This window comes from Micromonospora sp. CNZ322, assembly GCF_007827755.1.
The window spans coordinates 95,065-111,761 of record NZ_VITD01000002.1 but is presented as its reverse complement, the minus strand read 5'-3'; the positions used below and the strand labels follow the sequence as shown (position 1 = coordinate 111,761).

Genomic DNA, 16,697 nt, shown 5'->3' with positions numbered 1-16,697 from the left:
AGGGTGAGGTGACGGCGTGACCGAGTTCGACGGACTGCCGGTGCTGCGGTCCCCGGTGGCGATCGCCGCATTCGAGGGCTGGAATGACGCCGCCGACGCGTCCACCGCCGCGGTCGAGCACCTGGAGCAGGTCTGGAACGCCCGGCAGATCGCCGAGCTGGATCCGGAGGACTTCTACGACTTCCAGGTCAGCCGGCCCACCATCACCATGGCCGACGGGGAGACCCGACGGGTGGAGTGGCCGACGACCCGGTTCATGGTGGCCAGCCCGGAGGGCACCGACCGTGACGTGGTGCTGATCCGCGGCATCGAGCCGAGCATGCGCTGGCGGACGTTCTGCGAGCAGGTGCTGGAGATCTGCCACAGCCTGGAGGTGGAACGGGTGGTGCTGCTCGGCGCGTTGCTGGCCGATGTGCCGTACACCCGGCCGCTGCCGATCAGCGGCAGCGCCTCCGACGCGCAGGCCGCCGAGCGTTACCAGCTCACCCCCACCCGGTACGACGGGCCGACCGGCATCGTCGGCGTGCTGCACGACGCCTGCACCCGCGCCGAGGTGGACGCCGTCTCGTTCTGGGTGCACGTGCCGCACTACGCCAACAACCCGCCCTGCCCGAAGGCCACCCTCGCCCTGCTGCACCGGGTCGAGGAGGTCGTCGACCTGCCGGTGCCAATGGCCGACCTGGCCGAGGAGTCCGCCGAGTGGGAGCAGCGGGTGCGCAGCGCCGCCGAGCAGGACGCCGAGCTGGGCGAGTACGTCCGCGAGCTGGAAGAACGGGTCGGCGACGAGGGGATCACCCCGTTGACCGGTGACGAGATCGCCCAGGAGTTCGAGAAGTACCTGCGCCGCCGGGGCGGTTCGGCGGGCCCCACCGCCGGCTCCTGGTAGCACTGTTTCGCTGCGGGCCTCCGGACCTTTTGTGGTCCGGAGGCCCGTTTTCGCGTGTCCGGGGTGGCGCCGTCACAACCGCTGGGGCATCCTAGGAACCTAGATGTGATCAAGGAGGCGAGTGTGCAGATCAATCCCGGTGCCGCGGAGTTCCCGCACCGACAGATCGCCGCGCAGCTCAAGGCCCAGGTCCGCCGCGGCGACTGGGGGCCGGGCGAGCGGCTGCCGTCCATCCCTGCCATCGCCGAAATGTTCGGCGTCGCCAAGCAGACAGTGCAACGCGCCGTCGACCAGCTGCGGGTCGAGGGCATCCTGATCACCAAACCCGGCTCCGGTACGTACGTCCGAGGCACCCGCCGCCGCCTCAACCGCCTCTCCCGAGGCCGGTACGGCGGCTTCCGCGGCTACCACACCGACCTGGCCGCCCGATACCGCCAACAGCTCGTCTCCGTCGGGCACGCCCCCGCGCCCTCTGAGGTGGCCGACGCCTTCGGGGTGTCCGACGGCACCAACCTGCTCTGCCGCCGGCACCTCGTCCGCACCGACGACTCCCCCGTCGAGGTGGGCGCCTCCTGGTTCCTCCCCCGCGACACCGCCGGCACCTCGCTGGAGCGCACCGAGGCGTTCGGCCGGCCGCTCTACCAGGAGGCCGAGGAAGCGACCGGACGGCGGTACGTCTCGGCCACCGACACGATCAGCGCCCGCCAGCCGAGCCGGGAGGAGGCCGAGACCCTCCAGATCCGGCCGGACACCCCGGTGCTGCACCTGCTGCACGTCGCGTACGACGCGCACCGCAAGCCGATCGAGGTGTCCCAGGCGACCTGGCCCGGCCCCATGACCACCCTCACCGAGGAGTACAAGATCCCGGGCCCGACCCCCGACCCGGAACCCGACCCCGGCCTGGTCCTGGGCTAAACCCTCGCCAAGGTCGACTCGGTTTCCTGGAAGTCGGGCATCGCAGCGCCCGGGACACCGCGACTTTCTGAAAACCGAGTCGACCAAGGCGCGCGACACGACGCGCGTGGGCTAGAGGCGGATGCCCAGGAGGGCGTCGACAGTGTTCGCGAAGAGGGCGGGCGCTTCGGGGTCGTCGGTGGCACCGGCGAGGGTCGCCTCGGCCCAGCGGTCGGCTGCGGCCAGGGCTCCGGGGGTGTCCAGGTCGTCGGCCAGGCGTGCGCGTACCTCGGACAGCAGCTCAGCCCCGGACGGCCCGGCAGGCGCGGCGGCGGCCCGCCGCCAACGGTCCAGGCGCTCGTACGCGGCGGTGAGCAGCTCGTCGGTCCAGGTGCGGTCGCTGCGGTAGTGCCCGGAGATCAGCGCCAGCCGGATCGCCATCGGGTCGACCTTGTCGGCGCGCAGCCGGGACACGAAGACCAGGTTGCCGCGGGACTTGGACATCTTCTCGCCGTCCAGACCGATCATGCCGGCGTGGACGTAGTGCTCGGCGAACGGCGCCTGGCCGGTGAGCCGCTCGGCGTGCGCGGCGGATGCCTCGTGGTGCGGAAACAGCAGGTCGTTGCCGCCGCCCTGCACGTCGATCCGGTCGCCGAGCAGGTTGAGCGCGATCACCGCGCACTCGATGTGCCAGCCGGGGCGGCCCGGGCCCAGCTCGCCACCCGGCCAGGACGGCTCGCCCTCGCGTGCGCCGCGCCACAGCAGCGGGTCAAGTGGGTCCCGCTTGCCGGCCCGGTCGGGGTCGCCGCCGCGCTCGGGGAAGATCTCCAGCATCTGCTCGCGGGTCAGGTTCGACTCGTAGCCGAAGCGGGGCGTGGCGGAGATGTCGAAGTAGACGTCGCCGGTGCCGTCGTCGAGCCGGTACGCGGCGCCATCCTTGAGCAGCACCTCGACCTTGTCGGCGATGTCCGGGATCGACTCGACCGCGCCCACGTAGTGCTCCGGCGGGATGATCCGCAGCGCCTCCATGTCCTCCCGGAACAGCGCCGTCTCGCGCATCGCCAGGACCACCCAGTCCTCGCCGTCGCGGGCGGCCCGCTCCAGCAGGGGGTCGTCAATGTCGGTGACGTTCTGCACGTAGCGCACCGGGCGGCCGGCGTCGCGCCACATCCGCTGCACCAGGTCGAAGGTGATCATGGTGGCGGCGTGACCGAGGTGCGTGGCGTCGTACGGCGTGATGCCGCAGACGTACATGCTTCCCGCCTCGGCCGGCTCACTCGGGTGGACACCCTGCCGCGCCGAGTCGTACAACGCCAGTGGCTCGCCCCTGCCCGGCAGCCGTGGCACCTCGTGTCCCGCCCAAGACTCCATGGGATCAGCCTAGCCAGCCCGACGACGACGCCGGAGCGCCCCACGGGTGATCAAGATGACAGCGGGTCACATGGGCGGCCAGGGCATCGCCGGCCAGTCCTCCGGAGGCTGGGGGAAGCAGCCGGTCTCGCGCAGCCGGTCGACCCGGGCGGCCACCTCGGCCACCTCGCTGATCGTCAGGTGGTCGGCCAACTCCGCGCCGAGCGCACCGGCGACCTGCCCGGCCAGTGCGTCGAGCATCTCCACGGCGTCCGCGGGCAGCCGCTTACCGGCCCAACCCCAGAGCACCGTGCGCAGCTTGTCCTCCACGTGGAAGCTCACCCCGTGGTCCACGCCGTAGATCCGGTCGTCGGCACCGACGAGCACGTGACCGCCCTTACGGTCAGCGTTGTTGAGCACCGCGTCGAGCACCGCGAGCCGGGCCAGCCGCGGGTCGTCGGCGTGCGCGAGGGCGTACGCGGCACCGTCGTCGTCCCGGGCCGCGGCGATCGGGATCCAGCGTGGCGGCAACTCCCCGGCGGGCAGGAAACCGACAAGCGGTTCGGCGTCCTCCGGCTCGTCGATCCACAGCTGGCAGGAGCCGGGGCCGAACGGGCCGTCCCGCAGCACTGTGGGCGGCACCAGGTCCCATCCGGTGGCCCGGGAGACCAGGTACGCCGAGACCTCCCGACCAGCCAGGGTGCCGTCGGGGAAGTCCCAGAGGGGGCGCTCACCCCGGACCGGCTTGTAGACGCAGCGGGCGGTCAACCCGTCCAGGGTCAGGATGCCGCGCAGCGTCGTGTTCGACGCGTCGACCAGCCGACCCTCCAGGTCGAGGACGCCGTCACGCAGCAGCCGCAGCGCGGCGTCGCCGTCCTGGCGAGGCTGGAGGCCGGACGAGGTCACCGGTGATAACCGTTGTGCCGCGGGCAAAGGTGCCCGGCGGGGTCCAACGGTTGGCCGCAGAGCGGGCACGGTGGCCGGCCCGCGTTGACCACTCGCCGGGCCCGCTCGATGAACTGGCGGGTCGCCTGCGGAGTGAGCCGGACCCGGAGCCGATCCAGGTCCTCGTCCGGCTCTTCGTCCTCGTCGTCGTCCTCGTCCTCGTCGTCCTCGTCGCCGAGCTCGACCTCGGGCTCCACCTCGCCCGCCGCGATCGCCTCGATCACCACGGTCGCGGTGTCCACGTCGAAGGCCAGCCCGAGCGTCCCGACCCGGAACTCCTCGTCGACCGGAGTGTCCAGCGGCTCGTTGTCGCCGATCACCGGCGCCAGCTCGGGCAGGTCCACCCCGAAGCGACGCTGCGCCTCGGTGAGCAGCTCCTCAAGCTTCTCGGCGAGCAGGGACACCTGGACCTTCTCCAGCGCGACGCTGACCAGCCTGCCGCCGCCGCGGGCCTGCAGGAAGAACGTGCGCTCCCCCGGCGGCCCGACAGTCCCGGCGACGAACCGCTCCGGCGGTTCGAAGGCGTGCACCTGGTGGGTCATACCCACGACCCTATCCGGCCCGCCTTGGCACCGCGCACCCCACCGACGCGAATCGCCGCAGCGACGGCGCGCCCGGCGTACCAGGGGCTAAACCCGGGCGTGGCGGCCCTTCCGGCGCGCGCTGACGCTCCGGCCGGGGGCGCTGTCGTGACGCGCCTCACCCCGACGCACCCGCCCCGCCACCGACGGCCGCGTCCGAGTCGGCCACGCGGTTCGCGCGCCGACGCCGCTTGGCCGGCGGCGGCACCAGCGCCGCCAGGTCGCCACCGGTGTCGTTGAGTCGCACCAGAAACGGACGCAGCGGCGTGAACCGGATCGCCGTCACCGATGCCGGGTCGGCCACGATCCGCTGAAAGGCATCCAGGTGTACGCCGAGCGCGTCCGCCACGATGGCCTTGATCACATCGCCGTGGCTGCACGCCAACCAGACCGCCTCGGGCCCGTGCTCGGCGGTCACCCGGGCGTCCCAGGTGCGCACCGCCGCCACGGCACGCGCCGCCATCGCCGCCATCGCCTCCCCACCCGGGAAGACCGCCGCGCTGGGGTGCTGCTGGACCACCGGCCAGAGCGGCTCCTTGGCGAGCTTCTTCAGCGGCTGCCCCTCCCAGCTGCCGTAGTCGCACTCGATCAGCCCGTCCTCGACCACCGGGGCGGCCTGCGGGAGTGCCAACTCCAGGGTCTGCCGGCACCGGATGAGCGGGCTGGTCACCACCGCGGCCAGCGGCACCGCCCGCAACCGCTCGCCGACCGCGGTGGCCTGGGCGCGCCCGGTGTCGTCCAACTCGACCGGTTGCCGACCGGCCAGGCCGCCATCGGCGTTCGCCGTGGTTCGGCCGTGTCGCAGAAGCAGAAGGGTCGCCACGGGACCACCCTATGACCTGGGCCCGGCGCCGGGCCGTCGCGGGCCCTGGAGGCACCACCCGGGGAGCGGCGGGACGACGAGTGCGGCCCCCGGGCTCCGCCTGCGGGCGGAGCCGGGGGCCGTCGGCAGATCGGTCAGGTGGCGTCGATCGTGCCGGTCAGCAGCAGAGCCAGGACCAGGGTGCCCAGCGCGACCCGGTACAACACGAAGACGTACAGGGTGTGGTGGGCGACGTAACGCAGCAGCCACGCGATGGCCGCGTACCCGATGCCGAACGCGATGAGGGTCGCCACGATCGTCTGGGCCACGGTGGGCACTGACGTGCCCGGGGCGGACGGTTCGAAGACGTCCCCGAGGCTGAACACACCGGACATCACCACCGCCGGGATGGCCAGCAGGAACGAGTACCGTGCCGCCGCCTCCCGGGTCAGGTTGAGCAGCAGACCTGCGGTGAGCGTGCCGCCGGAGCGGGACACCCCGGGGACCAGCGCCATCGCCTGGGCGAAGCCCATCACGATGCCGTCCTTCATCCGGAAGTTCTCCAGGGTGCGGGTCTGCCGCCCCCAGTACTCGGCGAACGCCAACACGAAGGCGAACACGATCAGCGTGGTCGCCACCACCCACAGGTTGCGCCCGGCGGTCTTGATCTGGTCCTTGAACACGAAACCGAACAGCCCGATCGGGATCGAGCCGACGATCACGTACCAGCCCATCCGGTAGTCGAGGCTGGAGCGGACCGACTTGTCCCGGATGCCCACCAGCCAGGTCCGGGTGATCCGCCAGATGTCCTTGGCGAAGTAGATCAGCACTGCCGCTTCGGTACCGAGCTGGGTGACCGCTGTGAACGACGCGCCGGCGTCCCGGTCGAAGAAGATCGCCGAGGTGATCCGCAGATGCCCCGACGAGCTGACCGGAAGGAACTCGGTCAGTCCCTGGACGATGCCCAGGACGATGGCCTCGACCCAGGTCACTCGCCGACTCCCGAGAGGTCGAGAGCCTCGGCGACGGTACGCAGGGTCTGCACACCGCTGTCCCGGTCGGCCACGAAGAGCGTCACCGACAGCGTGGTGACGCCGGCTGCGGCGTACTCCCGCATCCGCTCGGCGATGCGCTCCTTCGGGCCCAGCAGCGAGGTGCGGTCGATGAACTCCATGGGTACGGCGGCGGCGGCGTCGCGCTGCCGCTTGGCCAGGTACAGGTCCTGCACCTCGCGGGCGGCGTCGCCGTAGCCCATCCGGGTGGCGAGCTGGTTGTAGAAGTTCTGCTGCCGGCTGCCCATGCCACCCACGTAGAGAGCGGCGTACCAGCGGACGAGTTCGGCGCAGGAGGCCACGTCATCGCCGATCACCACAGGCACCGACGGCACCACGTCGAACCCGGCCAACTCCTTGCCGACCTTGGCCCGTCCGGCGGCCACCGAGGCGAGCTGCTCCTCGGCGAACTCCGGGGCGTAGAACACGGCCAGCCAGCCGTCGGCGATCTCGCCGGCCAGCTCCAGGTTCTTCGGGCCGACAGCGGCCAGGTAGATCGGTATGTGCTCGCGGGGCGGGTGGAAGCCCAGCCGCAGGGCCTTGCCCGGGCCGTCCGGCAGCGGCAGCGTGTAGTGCTCGCCGTCGTACGCCACCTCCTTGCGGGCGATGGCCAGCTTGACGATGTCGACGAACTCGCGGGTCCGGGCCAGCGGCTTGGCGAAGCGCACGCCGTGCCAGCCCTCGGACACCTGCGGGCCGGAGACACCCAGGCCGAGGCGGAACCGACCGCCGGAGAGCGCGTCGATAGTGGCGGCGGTCATGGCGGTGGCCGCCGGCGTACGGGCGGGGATCTGCATCACCGCGGCGCCGACGTCGATCCGTTCGGTCTGGCCGGCCATCCAGGCGAGCATGCTGGGCGAGTCGGAGCCGTAGGCCTCCGCCGCCCACACCACCGAATAGCCCAGCCGGTCCGCCTCCTGGGCCAGCGCCAGGTGGTCGGCCGGTGTGCTCCACGCCGTCTGGTATCCGAGACTGAGCCCGAGTCGCACTGGTCCTCCCCCATCCGTGGCACAGGTCGCCCCAGGTTACGCAATGCCGATAACGGACTCGATCACCGGCTCGACCCCTTTGATCCCCCCTCCATCGGGGCAGCCCGGGGCGGCGGAACCGGCAGAACCGGCAGAGATACGGGAGCGAGGATATCCGTGGCGGCACGTTCGAAATAAGGTTCACCCATGCAACAGCGACCGCTCGGCCGAAGCGGGCTGGCGGTTTCCCGGCTCGCGCTCGGCACCATGACCTGGGGCCGGGACACCGACGCCGACGATGCGGCCGCTCAGCTGAAGAGTTACCTCGACGCGGGCGGCAACCTGATCGACACCGCCGACGTGTACGGCGACGGCGACGCCGAGTCGGTGATCGGCTCGCTGCTGGGCTCCCTCGTCCCCCGTGAGGAGCTGCTTATCGCCACCAAGGCCGGGTTGCGCCCCGGCAGTGGCCGACGTCGGGACGGCTCCCGAGGGCACCTGCTGCGCACGTTGGACGCGTCGCTGCGCCGGCTCGGCACCGACCACGTTGACCTGTTCCAGGTGCACGGGTACGACCCGGACACCCCACTGGAGGAGACCCTGGCCGCCCTGGACCACGCGGTGGCCAGCGGCAAGGTCCGCTACGTCGGGGTGTCGAACTTCTCCGGCTGGCAGACGGCGCGGGCCGCCGCCTGGCAGACCGCCTGGCCGGGGCGGGCGCCGGTGGTCGCGTCCCAGGTGGAGTATTCGCTGCTGGAGCGGGGCGTGGAGCGGGAGGTGCTGCCCGCGTGCGACGCGCTCGGCCTCGGCGTGCTGCCCTGGTCGCCGCTGGGCCGGGGCGTACTCACCGGCAAGTACCGGCACGGCCGCCCGGCCGACTCCCGGGCCGCGTCGCCGCACTTCGAACGGTTCGTCTCGACCTACCTGGAGCCGCGCTGCTCCAGCATCGTGGAGGCGGTGGCCACCGCGGCCGGTGGGCTGGGGGTGTCGCCGCTGGAGGTGGCGTTGGCGTGGATCCGGGACCGGCCCGGCGTGACCGCGCCGATCCTCGGCGCGCGCACGGTCGGGCAGCTCCTCGGTGCGCTCGCAGTGGAACGGATCACCCTGCCCGAGGAGATCACCACCGCGCTGGACGACGTCTCCGCGGTGCCGGTCGGCTACCCCGAACGCGACGGCTGACCAGCCGGCCGGGTCACGGCCGGCCCCGCAGGCCGGGTCACGGCCGGCCCCGCGCGCGGGTCACGGCGTTGGGCGCTGTCCGGGTAGGTCGTGGATCGCGGTCAGGAAGCGCGACTGGTCGTCGCGGAGCGCGGGCTGGGTGAGCCGGATCCACGAGCCGTCGTCGAAGACGATCGTGGACGTCAGCTGCACGAGCCCGGTCGCGCCGCGCTCCGAGTCGACCCGGGCCACCCGGTCGCGGCGCACACTCCACAGCACCCGCGGTTGCCGTCGGTCGGGCCGGTCGGCGTCCGGGCGGGGGCCCATCCGCAGCAGGTGCAGGTGGGTGTCGGTCACCGCCAGCGGGGTGCCGCTGTAACGCTCCAGGAAGAGCAGCAGGCTGCCGGCGAGGGTGGCGAGGTCGCCGCTGAAGACGAACCGGCGACGGTAGGCGATCTCGGCGAGCTGCTCGGCCAGCGGGCGGTACAGGCTGAGCCGGAACAGGGCGCGGAACGCCTCCTGCTCCTCGGTGAGCGGGATGGGATCGCGCTGCACCCGCTGGTGTGGGGCCGGCTCCGGTTCGGCCGCCTCCGGCACACCGGCGGCGATGGCACCGGCCTTGCCGGGCAGCAGCAGCACGCCAGCGGCCAGCCGGACCGGCGTCAGCACCGCGTCCACCCAGACCACCGGGTTGACGATGTTGAGTAGCCCGAACAGCACCTTCGGGTCGAGCGAGTCGACAAACTCGTCGGCCATCACATCGGCGAGCTGCCGACCGGCCTTGTGGGTCTGCGGGGCGCGGACCGGGCCGAGCCCCACGTAGCGCAGCTCCTGCCCGGGCAGCAGTGGCGCGACGAGAGCACGTTCGGGTTCGTCGCTGGTGCGGAACTCGTCGCGCAGCTCGCGAGCCTTGTCCCGGGCGGCCCGCGCGCCGCCGAGCACCGCGTCGGTGAACCGACCGAGCCGGCCTCGCTCCCCTGACATCACGCGTTCCTCCCTAGCGGCCCGCCGGCTGACCCGCCGGCGGCTGCCCGAAGACATTCTGGTCGATCCAGTCCGCGCCGCCCTGCACCGCCTGGTCGATCTGGTCGCCGACCTGTTCACTGCCGGGAACGGAGAGCCCGCTGGTCAACGCGACAGTCCCCCAGGTGACACCGTGCACGACCGAGTTCGGCACGTTCCACGGCAGGTTCGTCGCCCAGTCCCGGGCGATCACCCGGGCCCCGTCGGCGACCCCGTGCGCCCGCAGCGCGGCGGCCCGGTCGAGGACGCCCATGTCGAACGGGGAACCGGACTTGCCCAGCTTGTAGGTGCCCTTCGTGGGGTCGAAAATCTTGTGGAACCACTTGTCGGCCTTGCCGGCGGCGTGCCGCTTGTCGGCGTACTTCTTGCCGGTACGCAGCTTGTCCTGCATCTTGACCAGCTTGTCGAGGTGCGCCTGCAGCTTGCGCAGGTACAGCATGACCCGCTGGAGCAGGCGGATGACCTTCTGCAGGTGCACCGCCAGCGGCCGGATGACCTTCAGCATCCGGGTGACCACGACCAGGGCCCTGGTCACTGTCACGCCCACGCCGACCGCCCAGGACGCCCCCATGGTCACCGGCGCCATCAGCAACGCCGTCACCAGCGTCACCAGGAGGAAGTTCACGAACTCCACGCAGAGGTCCACGAGCACGTCGTGCACGGTCTGCAGGCCGTCGGCGACACTGCGCAGGTATTCCGCTGTCGCGGCGAACTGGTCGGCGACGTCGAGGAGCTGCTGCTCCACCTCGGCCAACCGCTGGCCGTACGCCACACCGGACGGTGAGCGCCAGCCGGCCTGCGCGGACTCCCGGGTGCCGCGGTGACCCTGGGCCAGCTCGCGCACCTGCCCGGCCAGCGCGTCCCACTCGGTGGCCTTCGCGCGCAGCACGGCGGGCTCGCCGTCGACCAGGTCGACGAGCTGGATCAGTGGCCAGGCAAGGGTCCGGCAGACACTGTCGACGGCGTCCTGCACTCCGGAGAGCGCGCTGTCCAGGCCGTTCCACAGTTGGACGGCGCTGCCGGCCGGCCCGCTCATCCGGGCAGCCCCGACTGGATGGCCTTGAATCCGGCGTCGAGGTCCCGTTCGTTGTGCTCGTACGCCTCGACCGTGTCGGCCAGCGCCGTGGCGACCCGGCCGAACGCGGCGTTCGCGGCGGCGAACAACTCCTTGCCGCCGGTGACCTGCTCGGCGTACTTGTCGCGGAGCATGTCGCTGGCGAACGGCAGGTGACCGAAGGCGTCCGACGGCACGTCGCCGGCCGAGACGATCTGCCGCTCCAGCGCGGCCAGCGAGCTGGCAACCTGCTTGGCGGCTGTCTCCAGTCGACGGACCGCCTGCACGTCGACATCGATATCCGGCGGCATGCCGTTCCTCCCCCATGAGTCGAGCGCACCGACGATACGATCTCCCGGCCGCCGGGCACCACCCGGTCGCACGATTCACGGGGAGGAATCTCATGACGGACCCGACGTCCGCGTTCGACGCGCTCGCCGGGCGGATCGCCGACATCGAACGCCGGTTCGCGGGCCTCCGCGACGACCTGGCTGAGCTGTCCGGCACCGCTGTCGACGAGAGCGGGCTGGTCTCGGCGACAGTCGACGCCACCGGCGCGCTGACCGGCCTCACCCTCGCGCCCGCCGCCCTGCGCGCCGGCACGGAGGGGGTGGCCGAGCTGGTGCTCGACGCGTACCGGCGGGCTCGTGAGGTCGCCTCCGGGCACGTCGACGAGCACACCGAGGGGTTGGACGTCGCGCTCGGCGCGGGGCTCGGCGACCTGTTCGGCACTCCGGGGGACTTCTCGGCGCTGGGCCGGCTGGAGGAGACCGTGGCCCGGCTCGGGCGGCTGGACGACCGCCTGCCGGGCGCACCGGCGTGACGTCGCCGACCTGGCCGGAGATTGCCGCTCGGCTGCGGGACACCGTCGCCCGCTGCGACCGGGACACCGACCTGGAGCTCTCCGCCGGCCCGCGCGGGATCCGGCTGCTGGTGCGCCGCGAGGTGGTGCGGGTGATCTGCCCCGGCCACGACGAGGCACGCCTGGCCGCGCTCGGCTGGCACCGCCCGACCGGCGACGAGGGCTGGTGGTACGAGGCGGCGCGCACTCCGGAGCAGGTGGAGCGGCTCAGCGTGTTCGTGACCCGTACCGCCGCCGAGGTGCTGACCGACGAACCCGGCACGCTCTCCTGCCGGGCGCTGCCGCCGGCCGCGCATCCCGGCCCGCCGGCGGCGCCGGCCGCGGGCCCCGGACCAGCGGTTCCGGCCGCCTCGGCTGGACCGGCGGTGCCGGCTGCGCGACCTGGACCAGCGCCCGCCGAGGACGCGGTGCCGGCGGTGGTGGCGCAGCTCGCCGCGGCCGTCGACCGACGCGACCTGCCCGGCTACCTCGGAGCGCTGGCCGGCGCCACGGTGTGCGTCCCCCTCGCCGGAGAACCGACGCCGGACGTCGACTTCCCGTGGACGGTGGTCGGCGACGCGACCGGCGCGCCGCTGCTGCCGGTCTTCACCTCGCCGGGGGCGCTCGCCGCGTTCGCAGGGGACGGGGTGCCGTTCGTCGCGCTGCCCTGCGCCGAACTGTTCGAGGACTGGCCGGACCCGTCCTGGGGGCTGGCGGTCGACCCGGGCAGCCCCCGAGCGGTCGCCCTGGCCGCCCCGGCCCTCGCCGCCCTGCTGACGGCGAACGTCTCCACAACCTGACGCCCTGTCCAGCCGCGACGACGCCCCCTCTCCCCGCGATCTTGCAGTTGCTGTCGCGGCATAGGGAGCTTTCCACTCATCTCGGCGACAGGAACTGCAAGATCGGCGCGACGGGGACGCGGGGTGGCACGGAGGGACGGGGCGGCACGAACCGCCCGCGGTGGCGTCGTTGGTCACTCCAGAGGGGGTGGCGAACGGCCGCTGGGCTGGGCAGCATGGAGGGCATGGACTACGAGTACGCGCCACTGCGGCTGCCGCCGAACGTCGACCGGTTGACCGCCGCGGCGCAGTTGGCGATCCAGGCGGAGTTCTCCGGATGGGAGTTGGCCCGGGTGCGGCTGTACCGGGACGGCACGCGGCAGGTGGTGCTGCGTCGTCGGCGGGTCAACCAGCCACAGCCGGGTCTGTCGTACTGACGACCGGGCGGTGCCGCCCGAGGCCGGAGTCGGCCCCGGGCGGCACCCGGCCTAGTGCTGGTGCCCGGCGTGGTCGTGGTCGTCGTCGAGCTCCAGGAACGGGTGCTCGTCGAGCCGACCGACCAGCCGGTCGTCGGCAGCAGGCTGGAACGGGCCGACAGCGTCGTCGTCGTCGAACGACTCCAGGTCGACCGGGGTGCCCACCTCGCTGACCATGACCACCCCGTCGAGCGGCTCCAACTCGGGGACGTCCAACGCGCCGAGCGAGCCGTCACCGCTCTGCAGCAGCTCCAGCACCGCCTCGCCGACGCCCTCCACCGGCGCCGGCTCGTCGTCCTCCGGGGTGCCCTCGCGGCGGGCCGCCTCGGCCACCCGCAGCAGCGCGGCAACGCTCGGCACCCGGTAGTCACGACGCTGACGCACCGAAATCACGCGGGGGTGCGGGTCGCTGGCCTCGGCACCCTCGCCGCCGCCGAAACGTTCGTCGGCCTCGTCCGGGTCGATCGAGTCGACATCCCACGGCGTCACCTCGCCGAAGGCGTCGAGCAGTCGCTCGTCGTACGCGAAGGAGGCGTTGTTCAACGCCACGTACGCCTGCCAGACGTCGTCGTCGTCGACGCGGCCCTGCGCGGCGCGTACGGCGGCCAGGTGGTGGCGGGCCGCTTCGATCACCCGCTCGAGAGCGGCGTCCAGCTCACCATGCTGGTCGGTCATGTGGGGCAGTCCCTTCACGATGGGGAGGTTGCGCGCCGGCGGCCACCGCCGGACACGACTAGCAGGTGCGGAGGAACCGGTCGAGAACCCGCACGCCGAACTGTAGTCCGTCCACCGGAACGCGCTCGTCGATGCCGTGGAACAACGCCGAGAAGTTCAGGTCGGCGGGCAGCCGCAACGGGGCGAACCCGAAGCAGCGGATGCCGAGCTGCGAGAACGCCTTGGCGTCGGTGCCCCCGGAGAGCATGTACGGGACGGGCCGCGCCCCCGGGTCCTCCGCGCGCAGGGCCGCCGACATGGCCTCGACGAGGTCACCGTCGAAGGTGGTCTCCAGCGCCGGCTGCCGCTGGACGTACTCGATCGCGATGTCCGGGCCGACCAGCTCGCGCAGCTGCCGCTCCAGCAGCTCGGACTGGCCGGGCAGGCTGCGGCAGTCGATGGTGGCGGTGGCCCGGCCGGGGATGACGTTGTCCTTGTAGCCGGCACTCAACCGGGTCGGGTTGGCGGTGTTGCGGATAGTCGCGCCGATGATGTTGGCGATGGGGCCGAGCTTCGCGATGGCCGTCTCCGGGTCGTCCGGGTCCAACTCGATGCCGAGCAGGTCGGAGACCTCGGTCAGGAAGGCCCGCACGGTGTCGGTGACCACCACCGGGAAGCGGTGCCGGCCGATCCGGGCGACGGCCTCGGCGAGCGCGGTGACGGCGTTGTCGTCGTGCATCATCGAGCCGTGCCCGGGGCGGCCCTTGGCGTGCAGCCGCAGCCAGTCGATGCCCTTCTCGGCGGTCTCGATGAGGTAGAGCCGCTGGTTGTCGTTGACCGAGTAGGAGAAGCCGCCGACCTCACCGATCGCCTCGGTGCAGCCGTCGAAGAGGCCCCGGTGGTTGTCCACCAGGAAGCGCGCGCCGTAGTCGCTGCCCGCCTCCTCGTCGGCGGTGTACGCGAGCACGATGTCGCGCGGCGGTCGTACGCCGGTGCGCTGCCAGTGCCGCACCACGGCGAGCACCATCGCGTCGAAGTCCTTCATGTCGATGGCGCCCCGGCCCCAGAGGTAGCCGTCGCGCAGCTCGCCGGAGAACGGGCCCACCGACCACTCGTCGGCGTCGGCGGGCACCACGTCCAGGTGGCCGTGCACCAGCAGCGCGCCCCGGCTCGGGTCGGTGCCCGGGATGCGGGCCACCACGTTCGCCCGGCCCGGCGCGGACTCGTGCAGGACGGACTCCACGCCCACCTCGGCGAGCTTCTCCGCCACGTACTCGCCCGCGCGGCGCTCGCCGACGCTGGTGTCGTTGTCACCGGTGTTGGTGGTGTCGATGCGCAGCAGGTCGCGGCAGAGGTCCACGACCTCTGCGGTGGGGTCGGGCAGGGCGGAGGCGGCATCGCTCGTCATCGCCTCTTCATACCAGCCCGGGCCGCTCGACAGGCCGGCGCGGGTGGACGCATCGACGGGCCGGTTTCGCGTTGGTCGCGTTCGGGTACCGCCGCCCACGACCGTACGTCCCTGCCGGAGCTTCCGCCCGCCAGTCGAGGAGGGCACCATGTCCGCTGTTCCCCTGCCGCCGCTGCCGCCCGCGCCCGCATCCGAGGAGGGTTACCGACCCGCCGGTCGCAGCATCGCCGACATCGTCGACCGGGAGCACCGGCAACTGCTGGCGCTGCTGGACCAGCTCTCCGGCCCGGACACCACGCCGCAGGAGGGGTTGGCGGTGCTCACCGCCGCGCTGTCGCGGCACCTGTCCGCCGAGGAGCAGTACCTGCTGCCGGCGGTCCGCGCGGTGCTGCCGGCGGCCACCGAGCGGGTGGACGCGGAGATCAACGCCGACGCGGCCCTGCTGAGCGCCCTGAAGGGGCTGACGGACGAGGCGCTGGCCGAGATCGCCGAGCGGGTCCGCCGGCATGTCGACGGGGTGGGCGCGCTGGTCACCGAGCTGCGCGCGGTCGCGACCGAGGAGGAGCTGATCCGGCTCGGCAACCGGTTGGAGATCGCCGAGGAGGCCGCGCCGACCCGACCGCACCCGGGCACGCCGGCCACCCCTCCGTGGAACCGGATCGTGGAGCCAGCGGTCGGGGTGGTGGACAAGGTCCTCGACGCGGTGACCCGCCGGCCGACGTACCTGGCGGACCTGCCGGAGCCACCGCGCGACCGGTGACCGGCGAGACCGCCGGCAATGCATTCATTATCACCGATCCGCTCGGGCTATTCCGCCAGCAGACGCGTAGTCCTACCGTCACAATATGAACCTGGAGCTGCGTCACCTGCGGGTGGTCTGCGCGATCGCGGAGACGGGAAGTGTGACGAAGGCGGCCTCGGCTCTCGGGCTGGCCCAGCCGGCGCTCACCGCCCAGCTCCAACGCATCGAACGGACGCTGGGCGGCCCGCTGTTCGACCGGGACCGGCGCGGGGCTCGACCCACCGCGCTCGGTGAGCTGGTGCTGGCCCGCGCCCGGGTGCTGCTGCCGGCGATGAAGGGGCTGCAGGACGAGGCCGCCCGGCTGGCCGGGGCGGGCGACACACCGCCGTGCTACCGGTTCGGTGGGGTGAACAGCCCGATCCTGGGTCGGCTGGTGCACCGGTTGGCGGCCGAGCAGCCGCCCGCCCAGATCACCACGTACGCGTCCTGGTCGGTGGACGAGCTGGCGCAGTTGGTGGCCGGCGGTCGGCTGGACTTCGCGCTGGCCGGCGTGTGCGGCGACGCCAGTCCGTCGGCCGGGTTCGGGTTGAGCTGGCAGGAGGTCGCCGTCGACCCGGTGCTGGTGCTGCTGCCGGAGACCCATCCCCTCGCGGCCCAGGACGAGGTCCGCCTGGCCGACCTGCGCCACGAGCAGTGGGTCGCCGCGCCGGGTGACGGCTGCTTCGCCGACTGCTTCGCCGCCGCCTGCGCCCGTGCCGGCTTCACCCCCCGCAAGGTGTACGAGACCGACATCCGCGGCTGCGTCGACCTGGTGGAAGCCGGCGTGGCGGTGGCCCTGTGCCAGGCGACGTTCCGCCCCGTGAGCGGCCTGGTCACCCGTCAACTCGCCGGGACGCCGCTGCGCTGGCGGCTGCTGCTCGGCTGGCATCCGGACTCCCACGCCGCCCAGGGTGCGGCGCTGGTGCTGGAGACGGCCAAGGCGGCCTACGTCGACTCGTTGGCGCCGCACCCGGCGTACCTGGCCTGGCTGCCCCGCAACCCGGGGTTCGGCGTCCGGCACCCCACCGGGGTACGGCCGGGCTGA

Annotated in this window: 19 protein-coding genes; 8 read left to right on the top strand and 11 right to left on the bottom strand. The window is 72.6% G+C overall.

The annotated features are described in order from the left end of the window. Window positions 1–16 precede the first annotated feature (16 nt). Complete coding sequence (locus FB453_RS05520) at window positions 17–886, top strand: PAC2 family protein (protein WP_030332815.1); 870 nt, start codon at window positions 17–19, stop codon at window positions 884–886. 123 nt (window positions 887–1,009) lie between these two features. Further along, entirely contained in the window at window positions 1,010–1,801 is a 792-nt protein-coding gene (locus tag FB453_RS05515) for a GntR family transcriptional regulator (protein WP_145788057.1), read from the top strand. Between the two features lie 111 nt (window positions 1,802–1,912). Here FB453_RS05515 and mshC read toward each other — a convergent pair whose 3' ends face one another. The 6 genes from mshC to FB453_RS05485 all read right to left on the bottom strand — a co-directional run bounded on the left by mshC (window position 1,913) and on the right by FB453_RS05485 (window position 7,499). Next, window positions 1,913–3,151, bottom strand: a complete 1,239-nt coding sequence (mshC, locus tag FB453_RS05510) for a cysteine--1-D-myo-inosityl 2-amino-2-deoxy-alpha-D-glucopyranoside ligase (RefSeq protein WP_145788055.1) — start codon at window positions 3,149–3,151, stop codon at window positions 1,913–1,915. Window positions 3,152–3,217: 66 nt separating this feature from the next. Further along, window positions 3,218–4,036 carry an SCO1664 family protein gene (locus tag FB453_RS05505; RefSeq protein ID WP_112587406.1) on the bottom strand — a complete coding sequence of 273 codons (819 nt, stop codon included), beginning with the start codon at window positions 4,034–4,036 and terminating at the stop codon, window positions 3,218–3,220. Continuing rightward, window positions 4,033–4,617, bottom strand: a complete 585-nt coding sequence (locus FB453_RS05500) for a DUF3090 domain-containing protein (protein ID WP_088948067.1) — start codon at window positions 4,615–4,617, stop codon at window positions 4,033–4,035. Before FB453_RS05500 ends, FB453_RS05505 begins: the two co-directional genes overlap by 4 nt. A gap of 157 nt (window positions 4,618–4,774) precedes the next feature. After that, window positions 4,775–5,479, bottom strand: a complete 705-nt coding sequence (locus tag FB453_RS05495) for an MSMEG_4193 family putative phosphomutase (RefSeq protein ID WP_145788053.1) — start codon at window positions 5,477–5,479, stop codon at window positions 4,775–4,777. Window positions 5,480–5,613: 134 nt separating this feature from the next. Then, a complete protein-coding gene (locus FB453_RS05490) occupies window positions 5,614–6,450 on the bottom strand; it encodes an undecaprenyl-diphosphate phosphatase (protein ID WP_112587410.1) in 837 nt (278 codons plus the stop codon). Continuing rightward, entirely contained in the window at window positions 6,447–7,499 is a 1,053-nt protein-coding gene (locus tag FB453_RS05485; protein ID WP_091408471.1) for an LLM class F420-dependent oxidoreductase, read from the bottom strand. The genes FB453_RS05490 and FB453_RS05485 overlap by 4 nt, the downstream gene beginning before the upstream one ends. 186 nt (window positions 7,500–7,685) lie before the next feature. On the opposite strand from FB453_RS05485, the gene FB453_RS05480 reads away from it, so the two are divergent. Continuing rightward, complete coding sequence (locus FB453_RS05480; RefSeq protein WP_112587412.1) at window positions 7,686–8,657, top strand: aldo/keto reductase; 972 nt, start codon at window positions 7,686–7,688, stop codon at window positions 8,655–8,657. 60 nt (window positions 8,658–8,717) lie between these two features. Here FB453_RS05480 and FB453_RS05475 read toward each other — a convergent pair whose 3' ends face one another. The 3 genes from FB453_RS05475 to FB453_RS05465 are packed head-to-tail and all read right to left on the bottom strand — an operon-like array spanning window position 8,718 to window position 11,024. Beyond that, the gene (locus tag FB453_RS05475) at window positions 8,718–9,620 is read right to left on the bottom strand and encodes a hypothetical protein (RefSeq protein WP_112737069.1); all 903 of its coding nucleotides are present in this window, start codon (window positions 9,618–9,620) and stop codon (window positions 8,718–8,720) included. A 13-nt stretch (window positions 9,621–9,633) separates the two neighbouring features. After that, entirely contained in the window at window positions 9,634–10,695 is a 1,062-nt protein-coding gene (locus tag FB453_RS05470; RefSeq protein ID WP_112587416.1) for a WXG100 family type VII secretion target, read from the bottom strand. Next, window positions 10,692–11,024 carry a hypothetical protein gene (locus FB453_RS05465; RefSeq protein ID WP_112587418.1) on the bottom strand — a complete coding sequence of 111 codons (333 nt, stop codon included), beginning with the start codon at window positions 11,022–11,024 and terminating at the stop codon, window positions 10,692–10,694. The genes FB453_RS05470 and FB453_RS05465 overlap by 4 nt, the downstream gene beginning before the upstream one ends. Window positions 11,025–11,116: 92 nt before the next feature. Between FB453_RS05465 and FB453_RS05460 the strand changes: the two genes are divergently transcribed. From FB453_RS05460 to FB453_RS05450, 3 genes are all read left to right on the top strand, one after another. Continuing rightward, on the top strand, window positions 11,117–11,536 hold the full coding sequence (locus FB453_RS05460) for a YbaB/EbfC family nucleoid-associated protein (protein ID WP_158629563.1): 420 nt from the start codon (window positions 11,117–11,119) through the stop codon (window positions 11,534–11,536). Continuing rightward, on the top strand, window positions 11,533–12,354 hold the full coding sequence (locus FB453_RS05455) for an SseB family protein (RefSeq protein WP_186718067.1): 822 nt from the start codon (window positions 11,533–11,535) through the stop codon (window positions 12,352–12,354). Before FB453_RS05460 ends, FB453_RS05455 begins: the two co-directional genes overlap by 4 nt. A 224-nt stretch (window positions 12,355–12,578) precedes the next feature. Next, window positions 12,579–12,770 (top strand): DUF5703 family protein, encoded by a 192-nt coding sequence (locus tag FB453_RS05450; RefSeq protein WP_013734349.1) that lies wholly within the window; start codon window positions 12,579–12,581, stop codon window positions 12,768–12,770. Window positions 12,771–12,821: 51 nt separating this feature from the next. Here FB453_RS05450 and FB453_RS05445 read toward each other — a convergent pair whose 3' ends face one another. Together FB453_RS05445 and FB453_RS05440 are read right to left on the bottom strand one after the other, a co-directional pair. Then, window positions 12,822–13,484 (bottom strand): hypothetical protein, encoded by a 663-nt coding sequence (locus FB453_RS05445; protein ID WP_091408864.1) that lies wholly within the window; start codon window positions 13,482–13,484, stop codon window positions 12,822–12,824. A gap of 58 nt (window positions 13,485–13,542) precedes the next feature. After that, the gene (locus tag FB453_RS05440; protein WP_145788048.1) at window positions 13,543–14,871 is read right to left on the bottom strand and encodes a M20/M25/M40 family metallo-hydrolase; all 1,329 of its coding nucleotides are present in this window, start codon (window positions 14,869–14,871) and stop codon (window positions 13,543–13,545) included. 148 nt (window positions 14,872–15,019) lie between these two features. On the opposite strand from FB453_RS05440, the gene FB453_RS05435 reads away from it, so the two are divergent. Together FB453_RS05435 and FB453_RS05430 are read left to right on the top strand one after the other, a co-directional pair. Beyond that, entirely contained in the window at window positions 15,020–15,631 is a 612-nt protein-coding gene (locus tag FB453_RS05435) for a hemerythrin domain-containing protein (protein WP_145788046.1), read from the top strand. Window positions 15,632–15,716: 85 nt separating this feature from the next. Continuing rightward, window positions 15,717–16,697 (top strand): LysR family transcriptional regulator, encoded by a 981-nt coding sequence (locus FB453_RS05430; RefSeq protein WP_112726365.1) that lies wholly within the window; start codon window positions 15,717–15,719, stop codon window positions 16,695–16,697.